The sequence below is a fragment of the Pseudomonas sp. JH-2 genome (genome assembly GCF_036231725.1).
Taxonomy (GTDB): Bacteria; Pseudomonadota; Gammaproteobacteria; order Pseudomonadales; family Pseudomonadaceae; genus Pseudomonas; species Pseudomonas delhiensis.
Genome location: NZ_JAZAQP010000032.1, coordinates 32245 through 52577, shown reverse-complemented (window position 1 = coordinate 52577; position 20333 = coordinate 32245). Strand labels below are relative to the sequence as shown.

Annotated in this window: 15 protein-coding genes and 1 riboswitch; of the genes, 8 read left to right on the top strand and 7 right to left on the bottom strand. The window is 70.1% G+C overall.

The window, feature by feature from the left end; all coding sequences use genetic code 11:
- The first annotated feature begins 19 nt into the window (after positions 1-19).
- Genes VV867_RS20685 through VV867_RS20675 form a run of 3 tightly spaced genes read left to right on the top strand, consistent with a single transcriptional unit; the run spans position 20 to position 3916 of the window.
- Positions 20-2551, top strand: coding sequence for a fimbria/pilus outer membrane usher protein (locus tag VV867_RS20685; protein WP_328567430.1), 2532 nt, complete (start codon positions 20-22; stop codon positions 2549-2551).
- A complete protein-coding gene (locus VV867_RS20680) occupies positions 2548-3552 on the top strand; it encodes a hypothetical protein (RefSeq protein ID WP_328567429.1) in 1005 nt (334 codons plus the stop codon). Before VV867_RS20685 ends, VV867_RS20680 begins: the two co-directional genes overlap by 4 nt.
- A gap of 7 nt (positions 3553-3559) precedes the next feature.
- Positions 3560-3916, top strand: a complete 357-nt coding sequence (locus VV867_RS20675; protein WP_089393391.1) for a SirB2 family protein — start codon at positions 3560-3562, stop codon at positions 3914-3916.
- On the opposite strand, the gene VV867_RS20670 is transcribed toward VV867_RS20675, so the two are convergent.
- From VV867_RS20670 to VV867_RS20655, 4 genes are all read right to left on the bottom strand, one after another.
- Positions 3917-4855, bottom strand: a complete 939-nt coding sequence (locus VV867_RS20670; protein WP_328567428.1) for an NAD-dependent epimerase/dehydratase family protein — start codon at positions 4853-4855, stop codon at positions 3917-3919.
- The gene (locus VV867_RS20665) at positions 4848-5732 is read right to left on the bottom strand and encodes a sugar nucleotide-binding protein (RefSeq protein ID WP_109933787.1); all 885 of its coding nucleotides are present in this window, start codon (positions 5730-5732) and stop codon (positions 4848-4850) included. Before VV867_RS20665 ends, VV867_RS20670 begins: the two co-directional genes overlap by 8 nt.
- Before the next feature lie 141 nt (positions 5733-5873).
- Entirely contained in the window at positions 5874-6413 is a 540-nt protein-coding gene (locus tag VV867_RS20660) for a DUF934 domain-containing protein (protein WP_328567427.1), read from the bottom strand.
- Positions 6410-8080, bottom strand: a complete 1671-nt coding sequence (locus VV867_RS20655) for a nitrite/sulfite reductase (protein ID WP_328567426.1) — start codon at positions 8078-8080, stop codon at positions 6410-6412. Before VV867_RS20655 ends, VV867_RS20660 begins: the two co-directional genes overlap by 4 nt.
- 303 nt (positions 8081-8383) lie before the next feature.
- Between VV867_RS20655 and ccoG the strand changes: the two genes are divergently transcribed.
- The 3 genes from ccoG to VV867_RS20640 all read left to right on the top strand — a co-directional run bounded on the left by ccoG (position 8384) and on the right by VV867_RS20640 (position 11502).
- Positions 8384-9799 (top strand): cytochrome c oxidase accessory protein CcoG, encoded by a 1416-nt coding sequence (ccoG, locus tag VV867_RS20650; RefSeq protein WP_328567425.1) that lies wholly within the window; start codon positions 8384-8386, stop codon positions 9797-9799.
- Between the two features lie 75 nt (positions 9800-9874).
- Positions 9875-11284 (top strand): GntR family transcriptional regulator MpaR, encoded by a 1410-nt coding sequence (gene mapR, locus VV867_RS20645; RefSeq protein WP_328567424.1) that lies wholly within the window; start codon positions 9875-9877, stop codon positions 11282-11284.
- 95 nt (positions 11285-11379) lie between these two features.
- Positions 11380-11502: a hypothetical protein gene (locus VV867_RS20640; RefSeq protein ID WP_256595844.1), complete on the top strand. Its 123-nt coding sequence runs from the start codon at positions 11380-11382 to the stop codon at positions 11500-11502.
- 283 nt (positions 11503-11785) lie between these two features.
- Here VV867_RS20640 and cobM read toward each other — a convergent pair whose 3' ends face one another.
- Complete coding sequence (gene cobM, locus VV867_RS20635) at positions 11786-12535, bottom strand: precorrin-4 C(11)-methyltransferase (RefSeq protein WP_275627768.1); 750 nt, start codon at positions 12533-12535, stop codon at positions 11786-11788.
- Between the two features lie 34 nt (positions 12536-12569).
- On the bottom strand, positions 12570-12974 hold the full coding sequence (locus VV867_RS20630; RefSeq protein WP_328567423.1) for a cobalamin biosynthesis protein: 405 nt from the start codon (positions 12972-12974) through the stop codon (positions 12570-12572).
- A 99-nt stretch (positions 12975-13073) separates the two neighbouring features.
- Positions 13074-13264: riboswitch (cobalamin riboswitch) on the top strand.
- A 92-nt stretch (positions 13265-13356) separates the two neighbouring features.
- On the opposite strand from VV867_RS20630, the gene cobW reads away from it, so the two are divergent.
- Together cobW and cobN are read left to right on the top strand one after the other, a co-directional pair.
- Complete coding sequence (gene cobW / locus VV867_RS20625) at positions 13357-14409, top strand: cobalamin biosynthesis protein CobW (protein ID WP_328567422.1); 1053 nt, start codon at positions 13357-13359, stop codon at positions 14407-14409.
- Between the two features lie 99 nt (positions 14410-14508).
- Positions 14509-18240, top strand: coding sequence for a cobaltochelatase subunit CobN (cobN, locus tag VV867_RS20620; RefSeq protein ID WP_328567421.1), 3732 nt, complete (start codon positions 14509-14511; stop codon positions 18238-18240).
- Between the two features lie 610 nt (positions 18241-18850).
- Here the strand turns inward: cobN and VV867_RS20615 are convergent.
- Positions 18851-19948 (bottom strand): 3-deoxy-7-phosphoheptulonate synthase, encoded by a 1098-nt coding sequence (locus tag VV867_RS20615; protein ID WP_275627771.1) that lies wholly within the window; start codon positions 19946-19948, stop codon positions 18851-18853.
- Positions 19949-20333: the final 385 nt, after the last annotated feature.

Below are 20333 nucleotides of genomic sequence, written 5' to 3'. Positions count from 1 at the left end.
CTCCTGCGCGAGGTCCATCGTGTTCCCTTCGATACTGTCCCGCACCCTGCGCCTCGGCTGCCTGGGAGGGCTCTGCTGCGCCCTGCTGCCGGCCCCGGCGCTGGCCGCCGAAGGCCCCGGCGAGGTGCATTTCGACCGCGGCCTGCTGGAGACGCTGGGCATGAGCACCGACGTTTCCGGGTTCGAGAAGAACCCCTCGGCGCTGCCGCCGGGCACCTACTCGCTGGACCTGACGCTGAACAAGGTGTACTTCGGCCAGCAGGAAGTGCGCATCGTGCACACCGCCGAGCAGCGCCAGGTCTACTGCTTCGGGCCGGAGCAGCTGGAACAGTGGGGCGTGCTGCTGCCCCGGCCCGCTCCCGACGCCGAGCCCGCCGGCGGCGACTGCATCGACCTGCTCGAACGCGTCCCGCAAAGCCGCGTGGACCTGGACGGCGCCAGCGGGGCCATCCACCTCACCCTGCCCCAGGCCTACGTGAAGCAGCGCCCGCGCAACTACGCGCCGCCGTCGAGCTGGGATTCGGGGATCAACGCCGGCTTCCTCAGCTACACCGGCAACCTCGACCGCTCCAGCAACAGCCAGGACACCCGCAACGACCTGTTCCTGGGCCTCAACGGCGGCCTCAACCTGCTGGACTGGCGCCTGCGCCACAACGCCAGCTTCAGCCATAGCGACACCACCCGCCAGGGCAGCCACTACCGCACGCTGAACAACTACGCCCAGCGCGACCTCACCGGGCTTTCCTCGCAGCTGACCCTCGGCCAGCACTTCACCGCCGGCGAGATGTTCGACAGCATCCCCTTCACCGGCGTGCAGCTGGAGAGCGACGAACGCATGCTGCCGGAGAGCGAGCGCGGCTTCGCCCCGGTGGTGCGCGGCATCGCCGACAGCAACGCCACCGTGAAGATCCACCAGGGCCAGCAACTGATCCACCAGGTCAGCGTCCCGCCCGGCCCCTTCGTCATCGACGACCTGTACAACACCGGCTACACCGAGGACCTGCAGGTCACGGTGATCGAGGCCGACGGCCGCGAGAAGACCTTCAGCGTGCCCTACTCCTACGCCGCCGAACTGCTCAGGCCCGGCGCCTCGCGCTACCAGGTCGCCTCGGGCAGCTACCGCGGCGAGGACGTCGGCAACCCGCTGAAATTCGTCCAGGGCGGCTACCGCCGGGGCCTGAGCAACAACCTCAGCGCCTATTCCGGCGCGGTGCTCGCCGACAGCTACATGGCCTCGCTGATCGGCGCCGCGCTGAACACCTCGCTGGGCGCCTTCTCGGTGGACGCCACCGTCTCGCGCTTCGACGCGCTGCCCGGCGAAGCCGCCGGCCAGGGCATGCCCGACAATGGCGAAAGCTACCGCCTGGCCTACAACAAGAGCTTCGGCGGCACCCACCTGCAACTGTCCTACCGCCGCTCGGACAAGGGCTACCTGGGGCTGGCCGCCGCGGCCGACGCCCTGGACACCGACAACGCCAACCTGTTCCGCGAGCGCGACCGCGTCCAGCTCAACCTCAGCCAGGCGCTGGGCGGCGGCAGCCTGTACCTGTCCGGCGTGGGGCAGACCTACTGGACCGGGGAGAACCGCAGCCTGACCTTCAGCGGCGGCTTCAGCCGGACCTTCGGCTGGGGCAGCCTGGGCCTGTCGGCGACGCGCTTCCAGAGCGTCGACGGCTACGACAACCAGTACCTGCTGAGCGTCAGCGTCCCGCTGGGCCGCGAGGCCGGCGCGCCGCGCCTGAGCAGCACCCTGTCGCTGCAGGACGCGCGCAACCGCTCGCTGCAGACCAGCCTCAGCGGCATCGCCGGCGAACAGGGCCAGTGGAACTACAACCTGTACGGCAACGACAGCCAGGCCGAGGGCGGCAACAGCCAGTCCTATGGCGGCAACCTCAACCTGCGCACCGCCGCCAGCTCGCTGGGCGCCAGCCTGGCGCGGGGCGACGGCTTCAGCCGCGAGTCCCTGTCCGCGCGCGGCAGCCTGGTCGCCTATTCCGGCGGCGTGGCGCTGTCGCCGAACCAGGGCGAGACCATGGCCATAGTCGAGGCCGAAGGCGCGGCGGGCGCCCTGCTGCCGCGCGGCCGCGTTCACCTGGACGGCGACGGCAAGGCCCTGCTCACCGGGCTGACGCCCTACCGCCACAACGAGATAGTGCTGGACGCCAAGAGCGCCATCGACGACGTCGAGATCCGCGAGAACATCCAGAAGACCGCGCCGCGCTACGGCGCCATCGTGCGGGTGCCCTACCGTACCCGCAGCGGCATCTCGGTGCTGCTCGAGCTGCGCCGCGCCGGCGGCCTGGAAGTGCCCTTCGGCGCCGAGGTCGGCGGCAACGGCGAGGTGCTGGCCTACGTCGGCCAGGACAACCTGGTCTACCTGTACCTGGAAAAGGGCCGCGACAGCTACCGGGTATCCTGGGGCGAGGCGGACGAGCAGCAATGCAGCTTCACTTACGCCATGCCCGCGAAGAAGGACAAGCAAGACACCTACCGGGCCATCCCGGTCGACTGCCAGGCCGCCAGCGGCCAGCCCCGCAAGGAGGAAGCATGATCCGCCGCCCCGCCACCCTGCTCCACGGCCTCGCCCTGGCCGCCTGCCTGCTGCAGGCGCTCCCGGCCCGGGCCGACGAATGCCCGGTGGAGCCCAACCAGTGCTACTTCACCAACCAGCAGTTCACCTACGACGGCGAGACCTACATCAGCGCCGGCCTGCCGGTGGGCAGCGTGCTGGGCACCCTGAACCTGTCCCTGGACTACGCCTGCCGCCTGCAGGAGTACCTGGCCGGGGACGCCGGGCGCTACATCGTGCTGGGCGTGGCCAGCGAGGCCAGCCACATGCAGGGCAACGACTTCGCCACCAACCTCAACGGCCTGGTCTACCGGGTGATTCCCTCGGGCAAGGACGGCGTCGGCGTCAAACAGGTGGGCGGGGTGGCCGAGCGCATCCAACTGGGCATCGTCGGCGACCGCAGCCTGGGCCCCAGCGAATGCGTCAGCGGCTCGCTGTCCAACAGCTTCATCGAGGTGCTGAAGAACGGCCCGATCGACACCCCGGGGGTGTACTCGATCAACTTCCGCGAGCCGGCGCTGTTCGTCGGCTCGCGCTGGAACAACACGCCGCCGGCCTACCCCATCGACCCCTTCCCGGGCGTCGCCCTGACCTTCCTGCCCACCACCTGCGAGATGACCGATGTGCCGACGCGGGTCGATTTCGGCAGTTTCAGCAAGAACCAGTTGCCCCTGCAGCGGCGTTTCGACTTTCATTGGCAGTGCGACGGCGGCGCGGTCATCCACACCACGCTGTCACCGGCCAACGGCCAGCTCCTCGACGGCAACACCGCGCTGCTCCACGAATCCGCCGGTTTGCTGCTGAAGATCAAGGACCTGCAGAACGAGCGGTACGTAGTCTTCAACCAGCCCGTCGAGCACGTGGTGCGCTCGCCGCGTTCGCTGGGCTTCGACACCACCTTCGAGGCCGAGCTGCTGGCGGGCGCCGAGGTCCGGCCGGGGCCCTTCGAGTTCGTCGTGCTCTACACCACCGAATACAAGTGAGCCGCCCATGTACCTCTGGCTGAAGCACCTGCACATCACCCTGGCGATCCTCAGCAGCCTGCTGTTCCTCTGGCGCCTGGGGCTGAACTGGCTGGGCCGGCGCCTGGCCGGCTGGCAGCGCTGGGCGCCGCACCTGGTGGACAGCCTGCTGCTGCTCAGCGCCCTGGGCCTGGTGCACCTGGCCATGCCCTGGCCGCTGCCGCTGTGGCTGCAGGCCAAGCTGGGGCTGCTGCTGGGCTACATCGTGCTCGCCGCCTTCGCCATGCGCAGCGCCGCGCGCGGGCCCAAGGCGCTGCTCAGCGCCCTGGCCCTGGCATGCCTGGGCGGCATCTTCTACCTGGCGCTGAACAAGCCCTGGTGGTGATCAGCGCCCGAGCAGGCGCGCCAGGCCCTCGCCGATCGGCGTCGGCCGCTCCAGGCGGTAGTGCGCCAGCAGGCGGCCGTTGTCGGCGCGGGAATGGCGGATGTCGCCGGGGCGCGCCTCGGCGTGGCTCACCGGCGGCAGGCTGCCGACCAGCGCACCGATCTCGCCGAGCAGCTGGTTCAGGCTGGTCACCTGGTTCAGCCCGACGTTGACCGCCCCTTCCGGCACCTGCCGCGCCTCCAGCGCCTGCACCAGCAGTTGCACCAGGTCGGCGACGTAGATGAAGTCACGGGTCTGCTCGCCGTCGCCGAACACGGTGATCGGCTGCCCGTTCAGGGCCCGCTGGGTGAAGATGCTGATCACCCCGGAATAGGGCGAGGACGGGTCCTGGCGCGGGCCGTAGACGTTGAAGAAGCGGAATACCGCCGGCTCCAGGCCATGCTGGCGGCGGTAGAAGTCGAGGTAGTACTCGCCGGCCAGCTTGTCCGCGGCATAGGGCGTCAGCGGTGCCTTCGGCAGGTCCTCGACTATCGCCGTGCCCTGGCCGTTCTGGCCGTAGACGGCGGCGCTGGAGGCGTACAGCACGCGCCGGATGCCGGCTCCGCGCAGCGCCTCGCAGAGGTTCAGGGTACCGATGAAGTTGCTCTGGTGGGTGGCCACCGGGTCGTCCACCGAGGCCTGCACCGAGGCCACCGCGGCCAGGTGCACCACCGCCTGGCAGCCGTCCAGGGCACGGCGGACCAGCGCCGCGTCGGCGACGTCGCCGACCAGCAGCTCCACGGCCGCGTCGAGGTTCTCGCGCTTGCCGGTGGACAGGTTGTCCAGCACGCGCACGTGGTAGCCGCGCGCCAGCAGCGCGTCGGCCAGGTGCGAGCCGATGAAGCCGGCGCCGCCGGTGATGAGGACGGGCCGGGCGCAGGTGGGGGAGATGTCAGCCATGACGGTAGTAACGGTCCAGTAGGGTCGGCAGCGCGGCGCGCCAGGCGCGCGGCTTGATGCCGAAGGTGTGGAGGATCTTCTTGCAGGCGAGCACCGCGTGCTGCGGTTCCTCGCTGGCATCCGGGCGCGCCGCGTGGGCCTGGGCGACGGGGTCGCGCAGGGCCTGGCCGGTGAGGGTCCGGGCCTCGGCGATGATCACCTGGCCCAGGGCCAGGGTGGTGGTGGCCTCGAGGCCGCCGTAATGGTAGGTGCCCCACAGCGGCGCCTGGCAGTCCAGCTGCTTGAGCACCGAGAGGATCACCCGCGCGGCGTCGTCCACCGGGGTGGGGTTGCCGCGGCGGTCGTCCGCCAGGTACAGCTCCTCCTCGCCCAGGGCGCGGCTGAGGAAGCGGTCCAGGCTGCCGCCCGGGCTGTCGTCCAGCAGCCAGCCGAAACGCAGCAGCACGTGGCGCGGACAGGTGGCGCGGACCCACTGCTCCATGCGCCACAGCGCCTGGCCGCGGCGGCCCAGGGGCAGCGGCTCGTCCTTCTCGCTGTAGGCGGTGGCGCGGGCGCCGTCGAACACCCGGTAGCTGGAAGGCTGCAGCAGGAGGATCTCGTAGTGCTGGCAGAGTTCGGCCAGGCGCTCCACGGCGCGTTCCTGGGCGGCCAGGCGGGCGTCGTCGACCTGCTCGGCCTGGAACCAGTCGTGGTAGTAGGCGAGGTTGATCACCGCGTCGGGGCGGGTCTCGTCCAGCAGCAGGGTCAGGCTGGAGGCATCCCAGCCCTGCTCGGGCGGGCGCGGGGCGAGGAAGCCGATGTCTTCCTCGGCTCCCAGGCGGATCAGCGCCTGTCCCAGGGCATTACCGCCACCCAACAGCATCAGGCGCATACGCATCTTCAGGGGGTCACTCGAATCGTGGGCCACGGCCGGCGGCGTTTCGCCGACGCTTTGCCGGCATTTTTCCTGCGCACCGGAACAGCGTCAAGCACGGCGCCACGCGCGGCGCGGCCTTACCCCCCGAAAGCGGGCCGCTTTTCAGCGCCGGCGGAACAGCGGCCGCGGCTCGATCGCCGAGCGCCCGTAGAGCACGCTCAGGCCGGCCAGGCCCTTGAGCGCGTCCTCAACCGACTTGTCCTGGCGCACCGCGAAAGCGTCGAAACCGCACTGGCGCAGGTGCGCCAGTTGATCGCGCAGCACATCGCCCACCGCCCGCAGCTCGCCGCGCCAGCCCAGGCGCCGGCGCAGCAGGTAGGCCAGGCTGTAGCCACGGCCGTCGCGGAAACTGGGGAAGTCGATGGCGATGAGCGGCAGCTTGTCCAGCTGGCCAACCAGCCTCTGCGGATCGTCATCCGGCCCCAGCCACACCCCGCTTTCCTGTAGGAGCGAGCTTGCTCGCGAAGCGCCCGGCTCCGATGTTTGTTCGCGAGCAAGCTCGCTCCTACGGGTGAGCCAGGCCTCCAGCGGCAGGATGAGGTCGCCCTCGGGCAGCGTCTCGGGCACCTCGCGCAGCAGCGTCCAGGCGTCGTCGCGGTCGTGCCAGGCGCCCTCGCCGCCCAGGCGGATCAGGTTGTTCATGCCGGCACCTGCGCCTGGGCGTAGACCCGCGCCTTGAACGGCTCCAGGCCGATGCGCTCGACGGTCTCGACGAAACTCTCGCCGGCCCCGCGCCGTTCCACGTAGGTGTGGACGATGCGCTCGATCACCGCCGGCACCTCGGCGGCGCTGAACGACGGGCCTATCACCCGGCCCAGCGCGGCGCGCTTGCCCTGGGCGCCGCCGAGGGTGACCTGGTACCACTCGCTGCCGTTCTTGTCGACGCCGAGGATGCCGATGTTGCCGATGTGGTGGTGGCCGCAGGCGTTCATGCAGCCGGAGATGTTCAGGCTCAGCTCGCCCAGGTCGTGCAGGTAGTCCAGGTCCTCGAAACGCTGCTGGATGCCCTGGGCGATGGGGATCGACTTGGCGTTGGCCAGCGCGCAGTAGTCGCCGCCGGGGCAGGCGATGACGTCGCTCAGCAGGCCCTGGTTGGGCGTGCCCAGCCCCGCCTCGCAGGCTTCGCGCCAGAGCGCGTGCAGGTCGGCCTTGCGCACGTCCGGCAACACCAGGTTCTGCTCGTGGGCCACGCGCACCTCGCCGAAGCCGAAGCGCTCGGCCCAGTCGGCGACCCGTTCCATCTGCCCGGCGCTCACGTCACCGGGCGGCGCGGCGGCGCCGGGCTTGGTCGACAGCACCACCGAGGCATAGCCCGGCACCTTGTGCGGGCGCACGTTGCGCGAGGCCCAGCGGGCGAAGGCGGCATCGGCGGCCAGGGCGCTGCCGTAGGCCAGTTCGTCGGCGGCGGCCTGCGCGTAATGCGGCGGCTCGAAGGCGGCGGCGACGCGCTGGTATTCCTCCAGGGTCAACTGCGCCTCGCCATCGCGGATGTGCAGCCACTCCTCCTCCACCTCGTGGGCGAAGGCCTCGATGCCCAGCGCCTTGACCAGGATCTTGATGCGCGCCTTGTACTTGTTGTCGCGGCGGCCGTGGCGGTTGTACACCCGCAGGATGGCCTCGACGTAGGACAGCAGGTGCTGCCAGGGCAGGTCCTCGCGGATCGGCTGGGAGAGGATCGGCGTGCGCCCCAGTCCACCGCCGACCATCACCCGCAGGCGCAGCTCGCCGGCAGCGTCGCGGTAAAGGTAGAGGCCGATGTCGTGCATCATCACCGCCGCGCGGTCTTCCTCGGCGGCGCACAGGGCGATCTTGAACTTGCGCGGCAGGAACAGGAATTCCGGGTTCACCGTCGACCACTGGCGGAGGATCTCGGCCAGCGGCCGCGGGTCCAGCAGCTCGTCGGCGGCGACGCCGGCGAAGGCCTCGGTGGTGATGTTGCGCACGCAGTTGCCGGAGGTCTGGATGGCGTGCATCTCCACCTCGGCCAGCTGTTCGAGGATGTCCGGCACCTGCTCCAGTTCGATCCAGTTGAACTGGATGTTCTGCCGCGTGGTGAAGTGGCCGTAGCCGCGGTCGAAGTCCCGGGCGATCTGCGCCAGCACGCGCAGCTGGCGGCTCGCCAGGGTGCCGTAGGGGATCGCCACGCGCAGCATGTAGGCGTGCTTCTGCAGGTACAGGCCGTTCTGCAGGCGCAGCGGCAGGAACTCCTCCTCGCTCAGCTCGCCGCACAGCCGCCGCGCCACCTGGTCGCGGAATTGCGCCACGCGCTCGCGCACCAGGGCATGGTCGTAATCGTCGTATCGGTACATCGCCGGGGGCACCTCACAAGGCTGCTGCGGCGGCCTGCGTCGGGCCACCGCTGGTGATGGCGCCACTATGGCCGGCGGTCGTGTCGCGAAACAGCGGCAGATCCGCCACAAAAAACCGGATCAGACGCCTTGCCCGCGCGGCCTGGACCGCCCTGCGACCGCGTGCCGCGCGCCACCGCCACAGCGCAGGCCACGCCTGGCGCGGCGCATCTGATCCGGTTTTTCGCGGGCAACCTGAATCTGTTTCGTGCCCAGGGCGCTTCCTATAGTCGCGGCGCATCCCAAGCCTGATGGGCCACGACAATGAGCCAGAGAATCCCCGCGAAGATCGTCGAGATCGCCGCCCCGCACGCCTTCACCCCGCCGTCCAGGCCGCTCTCGGCGGTCACCCCGACGGTCTACACCAAGCGTTTCAGCGGGCGCTTCCGCGACCTGCGGCGGCTCGGCGGCGCGCTGCTGTTCGCGCTGTTCTTCGGCACCCTGTGGCTGCAGTGGAACGGCCGCCAGGCGGTGCTCTGGGACCTGCCCGAGCGCAAGTTCTACATCTTCGGCGCGACCTTCTGGCCGCAGGACCTGATCCTGCTCTCGGCGCTACTGATCATCGCCGCCTTCGGCCTGTTCTTCATCACCGTGCTGGCCGGCCGCGTGTGGTGCGGCTACACCTGCCCGCAGAGCGTGTGGACCTGGATCTTCATGTGGGCCGAGCAGGTCACCGAGGGCGACCGCAACCAGCGCATGAAGCTGGACAAGGCCCCGGCCAGCGCCGCCAAGTACCTGCGCAAGGGCGCCAAGCACGGGCTCTGGCTTCTGGTCAGCCTGGCCACGGCGCTGACCTTCGTCGGCTACTTCACCCCGGTGCGCCCGCTGGTGGCGGACCTCTTCACCCTGAACCTGGACCTGGAAAGCGCCTTCTGGGTGGCCTTCTTCGCCGCCGCCACCTACGCCAACGCCGGCTGGCTGCGCGAGCAGGTGTGCATCCACATGTGCCCCTACTCGCGCTTCCAGAGCGTGATGTTTGACAAGGACACCCTGATCATTTCCTACGACGCCGCCCGCGGCGAATCCCGCGGGGCGCGGCGCAAGGACGCCGAGCCCAGGACCCTCGGCCTGGGCGACTGCATCGACTGCCAGCAGTGCGTGCAGGTCTGCCCCACCGGCATCGACATCCGCGACGGCCTGCAGATCGCCTGCATCGGCTGCGCCGCCTGCGTGGACGCCTGCGACACGGTGATGGACCGCATGGGCTACGCCCGCGGCCTGGTGCGCTACACCTCCGAGCGCGCCCTGGAAGGCGGCCGCACCCACCTGCTGCGGCCGCGCCTGGTCGGCTATGCGGCGGTGCTGCTGGCCATGTTCGGCGCCTTCGCCTGGGCCCTGCAGGCGCGCCCGCTGGTCGCCCTGGACGTGGCCCGCGACCGCGGCCTGTTCCGCGAGAACGCCGAAGGCCTGATCGAGAACGTCTACAACCTCAAGCTGATCAACAAGACCCAGCAGCCGCAGCGCTACCGCCTGAACCTGGCCGAGGCCGGCGGCTATCGCCTGCAGGGCGCCCTCGACCAGCGCCTGGAGCCGGGCGAGATCCGCGACTTCGCCGTCTCGGTGGCGCGCCTCGAACCGGGCGGCAGCGGCGGGCCTGTGCCCCTGCACTTCCGCGTGACGGCGCAGCAGGGCGGCGAGCAGGTCGAGGCGGCCAGCACCTTCGTCGCGCCGAGGCGCTGAGCGATGGCCCCGCGGCATGGCGGCGGCGCCGCGCAACGCCTAGAGTGGGAGCTCCCCAACGGCCCCCGGGACAAGATGAAGCGCTACGAGAAATTCGCCGACGAGATCGCCGAACTGATCCGCAGCGGGGTGCTCGCCCCCGGGCAGAAGGTGCCCTCGGTGCGGCACGCCAGCCGCACCTACGGGGTCAGCGCCTCCACCGTGTTCCAGGCCTACTACCTGCTGGAGGATCGCGGCCTGATCGTGGCCCGCGCGCGCTCCGGCTACTTCGTCCGCGAGCACGTGCGCCGCGCCCTGGCCGAACCGGAGATCGCCCGTCACGCGGCGCAGACCACCGAGGTGGACGTCAGCGAGCTGGTGTTCTCGGTGCTCGGCTCGATCAAGGACCCGGACACCGTGCCCTTCGGCTCGGCCTTCCCGGCCCCGGAACTGTTCCCCCTGCCGCGCCTGGCACGCTCCATGGCCCACGCCGTGCGCGACATGGAGCCGCGCGCCGCGGTGGCCGACATGACACCGGGCAGCCATGCCCTGCGCCGGCAGATCGCCCTGCGCTACATGGTCAACGGCACGCCGCTGCCGGTGGAAGAACTGGTCGTGACCAACGGCGCGCTGGAGGCGCTGAACCTGTGCCTGCAGGTGGTCACTCAGCCCGGCGACCTGGTGGCCATCGAGGCGCCGGCCTTCTACGCCACCCTGCAGGTATTGGAGCGGCTCAAGCTCAAGGCCGTGGAAATCCCCGTGCACCCGCGCGAGGGCATCGACCTGCAGGTGCTGGCCGACAGCCTGGAGCGCCTGCCGATCAAGGCCTGCTGGTTCATGAGCAACTTCCAGAACCCGCTGGGCGCGAGCATGGGCGAGGACCGCAAGCGCGCCCTCGCCGGCCTGCTGGCCCGGCACCAGGTGCCGCTGATCGAGGACGACGTCTACGCCGAGCTGTACTTCGCCCAGCAGGCGCCCAAGCCGGTGAAGGCCTACGACGCCGAGGGCCTGGTGATGCACTGCGGCAGCTTCTCCAAGAGCCTGGCGCCGGGCTACCGCGTCGGCTGGGTGGCCGGCGGGCGCTTCCACGCGCAGGTCGAGCGGCTCAAGCTGATGACCAGCCTGTCGGCCTCGGTGCCGGCCCAGGCGGCCATCGCCGACTACCTGCAGCACGGCGGCTACGACCGCCACCTGCGCAAGCTGCGCCACGCCCTGGAAAGCCAGCAGCACGCCATGCTCGCCGCGGTGGCCCGGCACTTCCCCGAAGCGACGCGGGTGACCCGCCCCAGCGGCGGCTACTTCCTCTGGCTGGAGCTGCCCGAGCGGGTCGACGCCCTGAAGCTGTTCCAGCTGGCCCACGCCCAGGGCATCAGCATCGCCCCGGGGCCGATCTTCTCCGCCACCCGCGGCTTCCGCAACTGCCTGCGGCTGAACTACGGCCACCCCTGGACGCCACGCAGCGAAAAGGCCATGGAAACCCTCGGGCGGATCATCCAGTCGCTGTAGCGCTGCTCCGTACATTCGGACACGATCTGTATCTGTGCGACAGATCGCCGCAGGCATACGCTGTCAGACCAGACCCCGGACGAAGGACAGCGACCATGGATGCGGAAACCCTGACGATCCTGCTGACAGTGGGCACCGCCCTGGGCCTGCACCTGGGCGTGCGCTGGTACATCCGCCACGGCCTGCCCGGGCGCGGGTCGGATGACTGGATGGCTTGATGGTGGGTGGCGGGTTCGAGAGCCCCTCTCCCTAACCCTCTCCCTGAAGGGAGAGGGGACCGTTGGGCAGACGCTGATGTTCTGGAGTCAGCCGGCTAACACAGAGATTGCCGGCTAAAACCGGGCCTCCTCTCGGCACGGACAAGCTCCCTCTCCCTTCAGGGCGGGGCGCGCAGCCGAGGGCTGGGGAGAGGGAGCGGAGTCGACCTGATGCACCGATGCATCCGGCAAGCACCATTCGCGAGCAAGCTCGCTCCTACAAACAACCCCCAGCCATCTGCCGTCAGCCCGGCCGGTAAAGATGCCCATGCCCCGCGCTATACAACGACGACTCCCCAAACCCCTCCGCCGCCAGCACCCGCCCGACCAGGATCAGCGCCGTCCGCTTGAACCCCTTGGCCCGAGCCTTCGGCAGGATGTCGCCGAGGGTGCCGCTGACCTGGTCCTGATCCGGCCAACTGGCGCGGTGGATCACCGCGATCGGGCAGTCCGCGCCGTAGTGCGGCAACAGCTCCGCGACTATCTTCTCCAACTGCCCCACGCCCAGGTGGATGGCCATGCTCGCCCGGTGCCGCGCCAGGTCGCCCAGGGATTCCCCCTCGGGCATCTTCGTGCGGCTGGCGTAGCGGGTGAGGATCAGCGTCTGCGACACGTCCGGCAGCGTTAGCTCGCAGCCCAGCAGCGCGGCGCAGGCGGCGGTGGCGGTGACCCCGGGGACGATCTCGTAGGGGATGCCGAGCCGGCGCAGGTGCTGGATCTGCTCACCGATGGCGCCGTACAGCGAAGGGTCGCCGGAATGCACGCGGGCCACGTCCTGGCCTTTCGCGTGGGCCTCCGCCAGCAGCGCGACTATCTGCTCCAGATGCAGCTCGGCGGTGTTCACCACCACCTCGGCGCTGTGCCCTTCGAGCACCGCCTCGGGCACCAGCGAGCCGGCGTAGAGGATCACCGGGCAGCTGCGCAGCAGGCGCTGGCCCTTGACCGTGATGAGCTCGGGATCGCCGGGGCCGGCGCCGATGAAATAGACCGTCATGGGCGTTTCGCTTCGGATCGGGAAAGGCGCAAGTCTACCCCAGCCCGTAGGGAGCCATGGCCAGCGCGCAAGTAGCGTTGGCGCTGCGCCGCTTGGGCACGACCAGCCGCGCCGGGCCTTCAGCCAGCGCTTCGGCCAGTGCCAGGGCGGCAGCCTCAGCCACGCCAGCGCTGCCGGTGACCTGGCGAGCCCGCTCGGAAGTGGAAGTCAGGCGCTGCTCGTAAGGCACCAGGCGCTGCGCATCCAGCAGTTCCAGGGGCAGACGAAGTTGCCGCGACAGGTCGCGCAGGCCACCTTCCAGGGCCTTGGCCTCGCTGCTGGCCAGGGCATTCAGAGCCGCCTCATCGAGGCCGGCCTCGCGCAGGCAGGCGCGCAGCAGGGCGAGCAGTTCGTCGGCGCCGCAGCCACGGCGGCACCCCAGTCCGGCAACCAGTATCACGCGGGCGATCCTTCCTCGGGCAATCGCCGGGCAGCACAGCACGGCCCAGGCAGAGCGTCAACCGGCCCGGCGGCGATTGACCACCCGCCGGGCACTGCGTAGCCTTTGCCGCTTCGAGGTTCTCCGGCCCGGCGCCGGAGCTAAGAGGGAACGTGGTCAAGGCCACGGCTGCCCCCGCAACTGTGAACGATCCAAACCCCTTCGAATGCCACTGCCCACGGGCGGGAAGGCGAAGGCCAGGCGCAAGCCGGATCGTGAGCCAGGAGACCTGCCTCGAACCAGCATTACCACAACCGGGCGGGGTGATCCGGTGGCGGCTTCCGACGCGCGGAACCTCCGTGCGCGCGCCTCTGCCTCCCGCCATCGCAGCGCAGAGGCGACCATGCAAACCCTGGCCAAGCTCCCCGTCACCATCGTCACCGGCTTCCTCGGCGCCGGCAAAACCACCCTGCTCCGGCACATGCTCGACAACGCCGAAGGCCGCCGCATCGCGGTGATCGTCAACGAGTTCGGCGAACTGGGCATCGACGGCGAAATCCTCAAGCAATGCTCCATCGGCTGCAGCGAAGAAGAGGCCATGGGCCGCGTCTTCGAACTGGCCAACGGCTGCCTGTGCTGCACTGTGCAGGAAGAGTTCTTCCCGGTGATGCGCGAGCTGGTGGCGCGCCGCGGCGAGCTCGACCAGATCCTCATCGAGACCAGCGGCCTGGCCCTGCCCAAACCCCTGGTGCAGGCCTTCCAGTGGCCGGAAATCCGCAACGCCTGCACGGTGGATGCGGTGATCACCGTGGTCGACAGCCCGGCGGTGGCCGCCGGCACCTTCGCCGCGCATCCCGAGCAGGTGGACGAGCAACGCAGGCAGGACCCGAACCTGGACCACGAGTCGCCGCTGCACGAACTCTTCGAAGACCAGTTGGCCAGCGCCGACCTGGTGGTGCTGAACAAGGCCGACCTGCTCGACGCCGACACCCTCGCGCAAGTGCGCACCCACGTCGCCGAGGAACTGCCGCCGGCGGTGAAGATCATCGAGGCCAGCGCCGGCCAGCTGCCGCTGTCGGTGCTGCTGGGGCTGAACGCCGAGGCCGAGCTGCACATCGACAGCCGCTCGACCCACCACGACCATGAAGGGCACGAGGACCACGACCACGACGAGTTCGACTCCTTCCACGTCGACCTGCCGGAAGTGGAAGAGCGCGCCCTGCTCGACGCCCTCGAGCAACTGGTGGAGCGCCACGCGGTGCTGCGCATCAAGGGCTTCGCGGCCATCCCCGGCAAGCCCATGCGCCTGCTGGTGCAGGGCGTCGGCAAGCGCTTCGACAAACACTTCGACCGCAAGTGGCTGAGCGACGAAAACCGCGCCACCCGCCTGGTGGTGATCGGCCAGGAACTGGACCAGGCCAGCATCGCCAACGAACTGCGCACCGCACTGACCTGACGCCCTTCGTAGGAGCGAGCTTGCTCGCGAATGGCCCCGCAGCGGGTTTGTTCGCGAGCAAGCTCGCTCCTACGCACAGCCCTCGACCAAGGCCGTACCATGCACCTGCTGCGCACCCAACCCGGCGGCTTCGTCCCCGACGACGGCATCGCCCACCTGGCCCAGACGCCCGCCGAGCTGGTCATCCTCTGCAGCGGCGATTCGCACCTGGCGCTGCTCGCCGAGGCCGCCCGCGAGCTGCCGGCGGACTACCCGAGCCTGCGCCTGGCCAACCCCATGCAGCTGCAGAACCACGCCTCGGTGGACCTCTACGTCGACGAGGTGCTGCGGCACGCGAAAGTCATCCTGATCTCGGTGCACGGCGGCGTCGGCTACTGGCGCTACGGCATCGAGCAACTGGTGGCCCTGGCCGAGCGCGGCGCCACCCTGGTCCTGGTCCCCGGCGACGACAAGCCCGACCCCGAACTGACCGCGCTGTGCACGGTTCCAGCCGCCGAGGCCGAGCGCCTCTGGCAGTACCTGCGCCAGGGCGGCCTGGACAACGCCCGGCAGTTCTTCGCCAACCTGGCCAGCCGCTACCTGGGCCGCGCCTACCCCTGGGAGGAACCGCGCGCCCTGCCCCGCGTGGCGCTGCACCATCCCCGGCACGCCAGCGCCGGGCTCTGCCACTGGCAGGCCGAGTGGAACCCCGACTGGCCGGTGGCGGCGCTGCTGTTCTACCGCACCCACCTGCAGGCGGCGAACACCGGTTTCATCGATGTCTTCTGCGAGCGCCTGGGGGCCCAAGGCCTCAACCCCCTGCCGATCGCCGTGGCCAGCCTCAAGGAAGCGGCCTGCCTGGAGCAGGTCGAGGCACTGCTGGACGCCGCCTGCGCCGAGCTGATCATCAACACCACCGGCTTCGCCCAGTCCAACCCGGAGGCGCCCCAGGCCCGCCCGTTCCGCCGCGACGTGCCGGTGCTGCAGGCCATCTGCTCGCTGGACAACATCGAGCAGTGGCGCGCCAACGCCCAGGGCCTGGGCCCGCGCGACCTGGCCATGCACGTGGCGCTGCCGGAGCTGGACGGCCGCCTGATCACCCGGCCGATCAGCTTCAAGGGCCTGGCCTGGCGCAGCGAGCGCAGCCAGAGCGACGTGGTCTGCTACCTGGCGCACCGCCCGGGCATGGACTTCGTCGCCGAGCTGGCGCGGCGCTGGGTCCTCCTGGCGCGCAAGGCCAACGCCGACAAGCGCGTGGCGCTGATCCTGGCCAACTACCCGACCCGCGACGGGCGCATCGGCAACGGCGTCGGCCTGGATACGCCGGCGGCGGCGCTGAACATCCTGCGCGCGCTGGAAGCCTCGGGCTACCCGGTGGCCGGCCTGCCGGACAGCGGCGACGCGCTTATCCACAGCCTGCTCGGCGGGGTGAGCAACGACCTCGACAACCTCGACCTGCGCCCCTGCGCCCAGAGCCTGGCGCTGGCCGACTACCTGGCCTGCTTCGCGCGCCTGCCCGAAGCCAACCAGCGCGCCGTGCGCGAGCGCTGGGGCGAGCCCGAGCAGGACCCGATGTGCCGTGGCGGGCGGATGATGGTCGCCGGCCTGCGCCTGGGCCTGGCCTTCGTCGGCATCCAGCCGGCGCGCGGCTACCAGCTCGACCCGGCGGCCATCTACCACGACCCGGCGCTGGTCCCGCCGCACGGCTACCTGGCCTTCTATTTCTGGCTGCGCGAGGCCTTCGGCGCCGACGCGGTGATCCACGTCGGCAAGCACGGCAACCTCGAATGGCTGCCGGGCAAGGGCGTGGGCCTGTCCGAGGAATGCTGGCCGGACGCGATCCTCGGCCCACTGCCGAACCTCTACCCGTTCATCGTCAACGACCCCGGCGAGGGCGCCCAGGCCAAGCGCCGCAGCCAGGCGCTGATCATCGACCACCTGATGCCGCCGCTGACCCGCGCCGAGAACTACGGCCCGCTGCGCGACCTGGAGCGGCTGGCCGACGAGTACTACGACGCCTCGCTGCTGGACCCGCGCCGCGCCGTGCAACTGCGCGGGGAAATCCTCGACGCCGTGCGCGCCGCCGCCCTCGACCGCGAGCTGGGCCTGCAACTGAACGACGACGAGGACAGCTGGCTGCCGCAGCTGGACGCCTACCTCTGCGACCTCAAGGAATCGCAGATTCGCGACGGCCTGCACGTGTTCGGCGAATCGCCGGTGGGCCAGCTGCGCCGCGACACCCTGCTGTCGCTGGTGCGCATCCCCCGCGGCGATGGCAAGGGCGGCAACGCCAGCCTGCTGCGCGCCCTGGCCGAGGACCTGCGCCTGGGCCGCGACCCGCTGGACAGCAACTTCGCCGAGCCCTGGGACGGCCCGCGCCCCGAGCTGTTGCTGGCCGTCAGCGACGAACCCTGGCGCAGCAACGGCGACACCCGCGAACGCCTGGAACTGCTCGCCCTGCGCCTGATCGAGGACGGCCTCGACGGCCCCGGCGCAGCCAGTGCGCTAGTCCTCCAGCAACTGCGCGAGAACGTGGCGCCGCTGCTCGACGCCTGCGGCGCCAACGAGATCGGCCAGTTGCTGGCCGGGCTGAACGGCCGCTTCGTCCCCGCCGGCCCCAGCGGCGCGCCCAGCCGCGGGCGGCTGGACGTGCTGCCCACCGGGCGCAACTTCTTCACCGTCGACGTGCGCAACCTACCCACGCCCACCGCCTACCGCCTCGGCTTCCAGTCCGCCAGCCGCCTGCTGGAAAGGCACCTGCAGGACCACGGCGACCACCTGCGCCAGCTCGGCCTCTCGGTATGGGGCACGGCGACCATGCGCAGCGGCGGCGACGACATCGCCCAGGCCCTGGCGCTGATGGGCGTGCGCCCGGTGTGGCAGGCCGGCAGCCAGCGCGTGGAAGACTTCGAGATCCTGCCGCTGAGCCTGCTCGACCGCCCGCGGGTGGACGTGACCCTGCGCGTCTCCGGGTTCTTCCGCGACGCCTTCGCCAACCTCATCCGCCTGTTCGACGCGGCGGTGCAGGCGGTGGCGGCGCTGGACGAGCCGGACGACATGAACCCGCTGGCCACCCGCGTACGCGCCGAAAGCGCCCAGTTGCAGGCCAACGGTGTGGCGGCGGAAGAAGCCCGGCGCCAGGCCGGCTGGCGCATCTTCGGCGCCCAGCCCGGCGCCTATGGCGCCGGCGTGCAGGGGGTGATCGAGGAACGCAGCTGGGAGAACCGCGCCGACCTCGCCGCGGCCTACCTGAACTGGGGCGGCTACGCCTACGGCGCCGGCGACGACGGCACCCCGGCCCGCGAGCGCTTCGCCCGGCGCCTGGACGGCCTGCAGGCGGTGCTGCACAACCAGGACAACCGCGAGCACGACATCCTCGATTCCAACGACTACTACCAGTTCCAGGGCGGCATGCTGGCCGCCGCCGAGGTCATCCAGGAGCGCCGCGTGGCCAGCTACCACGGCGACCACAGCCAGCCGGACAACCCGCGCATCCGCACGCTGAAGGAAGAACTCGGCCGCGTGCTGCGCGCCCGCGCGGTGAACCCGAAATGGATCGCCGGGATGAAGCGCCACGGCTACAAGGGCGCCTTCGAGATGGCAGCGACCGTGGACTACCTGTTCGCCTTCGACGCCACCAGCGAACTGGTGGAAGACCACCAGTACCAGCTACTGGCCGACGCCTACCTGCTGGACGACGACACCCGCGAGTTCATCCAGCGGCACAACCCCGAAGCCCTGCGGGACATGGCCGAGCGCCTGCTGGAAGCGCAGCAGCGGGGGCTTTGGCAGGAGCCTGGGGAGTATCGTGAGGCGCTGGAGAACATCCTGGTGGATAGCGAGGAGCAGTGACGCTGAGGCTCTTCGTAGGAGCGAGCTTGCTCGCGAACGGAGTTTCCAAGTGGCTTAGGTGTCTAGGTTTGGCTCCGTCCCCTCTCCCCAACCCTCTCCCTGAAGGGAGAGGGGGCTAGTCCGTGCCGAGAATGGATTTGGCGTCAGCCGGCAACTTCGTACTAGCCGGCTAGCTCCGAAATACCCGAGCACTCCGAATAGCCCCCTCTCCCTTCAGGGAGAGGGGGCTTGTCCGTGCCGAGAATGGATTTGGCGTCAGCCGGCAACTTCGTACTAGCCGGCTAGCTCCGAAATACCCACGCACTCCGAACGGTCCCCTCTCCCTTCAGGGAGAGGGTTAGGGAGAGGGCGCTCTCATCCCTGGCACCGGCATGGCCGGGAAACTCCCTTCGCGAGCAAGCTCGCGCCTACAGGCACCCAGTAACGTAGGGCGTATAACCGTTCGCGGTTATACGCCGCTACACCCACCTCATGCCCGGCTTCCCGGTCGAACCCGAAGCGCCCCAAGACAGCGGCTCCGTGACGGCCCCCGGAGCACACGGAAACGTCGGATAAACGGCGTATAACGCGGAGCGTTATACGCCCTACGCCGAGCCCACCACCGTTACGATTACCCCCGCCGCAACCGCCGCGCCGCATCCAGCAACAACGCCTCGGTCCCACTCCACCCCAGGCAGCCATCGGTGATGGAAACCCCGTAGCGCAGCTCGCCCTTCAGCGGCTGGCAGCCGTCGAACAGGTGGCTCTCCAGCATCACCCCGCGCAGCGACGCATCGCCACCCAGGCGCTGGTCGAGCACGCTGGCCAGCACCGCCGGCTGGCGCAGCGGGTCCTTGCTGCTGTTGGCGTGGCTGCAGTCGACCATGATCCGCGCCGGGATGCCCTGCTTCTCCAGCCCCTCGCGGGCCGCGCGCACGCTGGCCACGTCGTAGTTGGGGCCGCCGTGGCCGCCACGCAGCACCAGGTGGGTGTCCGGGTTGCCGAGGGTCTGCACCAGCGCCGGGCGGCCCAGGCCGTCGATGCCGAAATGCTGGTGCGGGTGTGCCGCCGAGCGCATGGCGTCGCAGGCGATGCCCAGGCTGCCGTCGGTGCCGTTCTTGAAGCCCACCGGCAGATCCAGGCCGCTGACCATCTCGCGGTGCACCTGCGACTCGCTGGTACGCGCGCCGATGGCCGCCCAGCCCAGCAGGTCGTCGAGGTAGCCGGCCACCAGCGGCTGAAGCAGTTCGGTGGCCACCGGCAGGCCGCGTTCGAGCATGCCCAGCATCAGCCGCCGCGACAGCGCCAGGCCCTCGGCCATGTCACCGCTGCCGTCCAGGTGCGGGTCGTACACCAGGCCCTTCCAGCCGATGGTGGTGCGCGGCTTCTCGACGTAGGCGCGCATCACCAGCAGCAGTTGGTCGCTCACTTCGGGGGCCAGGGCGGCGAGGCGCTCGGCGTAGTCGAGGGCGGAATCGGCGTCGTGCAGGGAACAGGGGCCGACCACCACCAGCAGGCGCGGGTCGCGGCCGTCGAGGATGGCGCGGATGGCCTGGCGGTCGTGCTGTACGCGTTCGGCCAGGGCGGCGGAAAGCGGCAGGCGCTGGCGCAGTTCGGCGGGGCTCGGCAGCGGCTGTTCGCGGCGGCGGAGGCTGGGGCGCGGCAGTTCGAGGACTTCGGCGGACTGCGGCAGGTCGTTGCGGATCAGGGCGGAAACGGAGGAATTCATGGACTGGCATCCTTGGCCGGCGCGGTCGTGGCCGCGCGCGGCGCTATCTGAGTGTTCGACTGAGGTGTTCGGGTGTGGCAGCGGTACGGCTGCTAAATCGCCAGTCGGAGGTGCGGTAATAGCGGTAGGTGGTGTAGGCGGTCATGTTTCGATCCTCTGGTTGAAGTGCTTTGGCCTTGTGGGCCGGAAAAACAAAAACCCCGGTCGGGTTGCCGACCGGGGTTTCGTGAAGCTGTCTGGTTGGCGACCCTGCTTGCTAGGGCGCCTGTGGGGTATCAGGCGCGCCTGTGGCTAAACCAATACCCATAGAAGAAATAACCGGCGGCAGCGGCCAGCACCTGCGCGCGAACGACCGCGGAGCCAAGGGCACCGGGGCGGGCGAGGG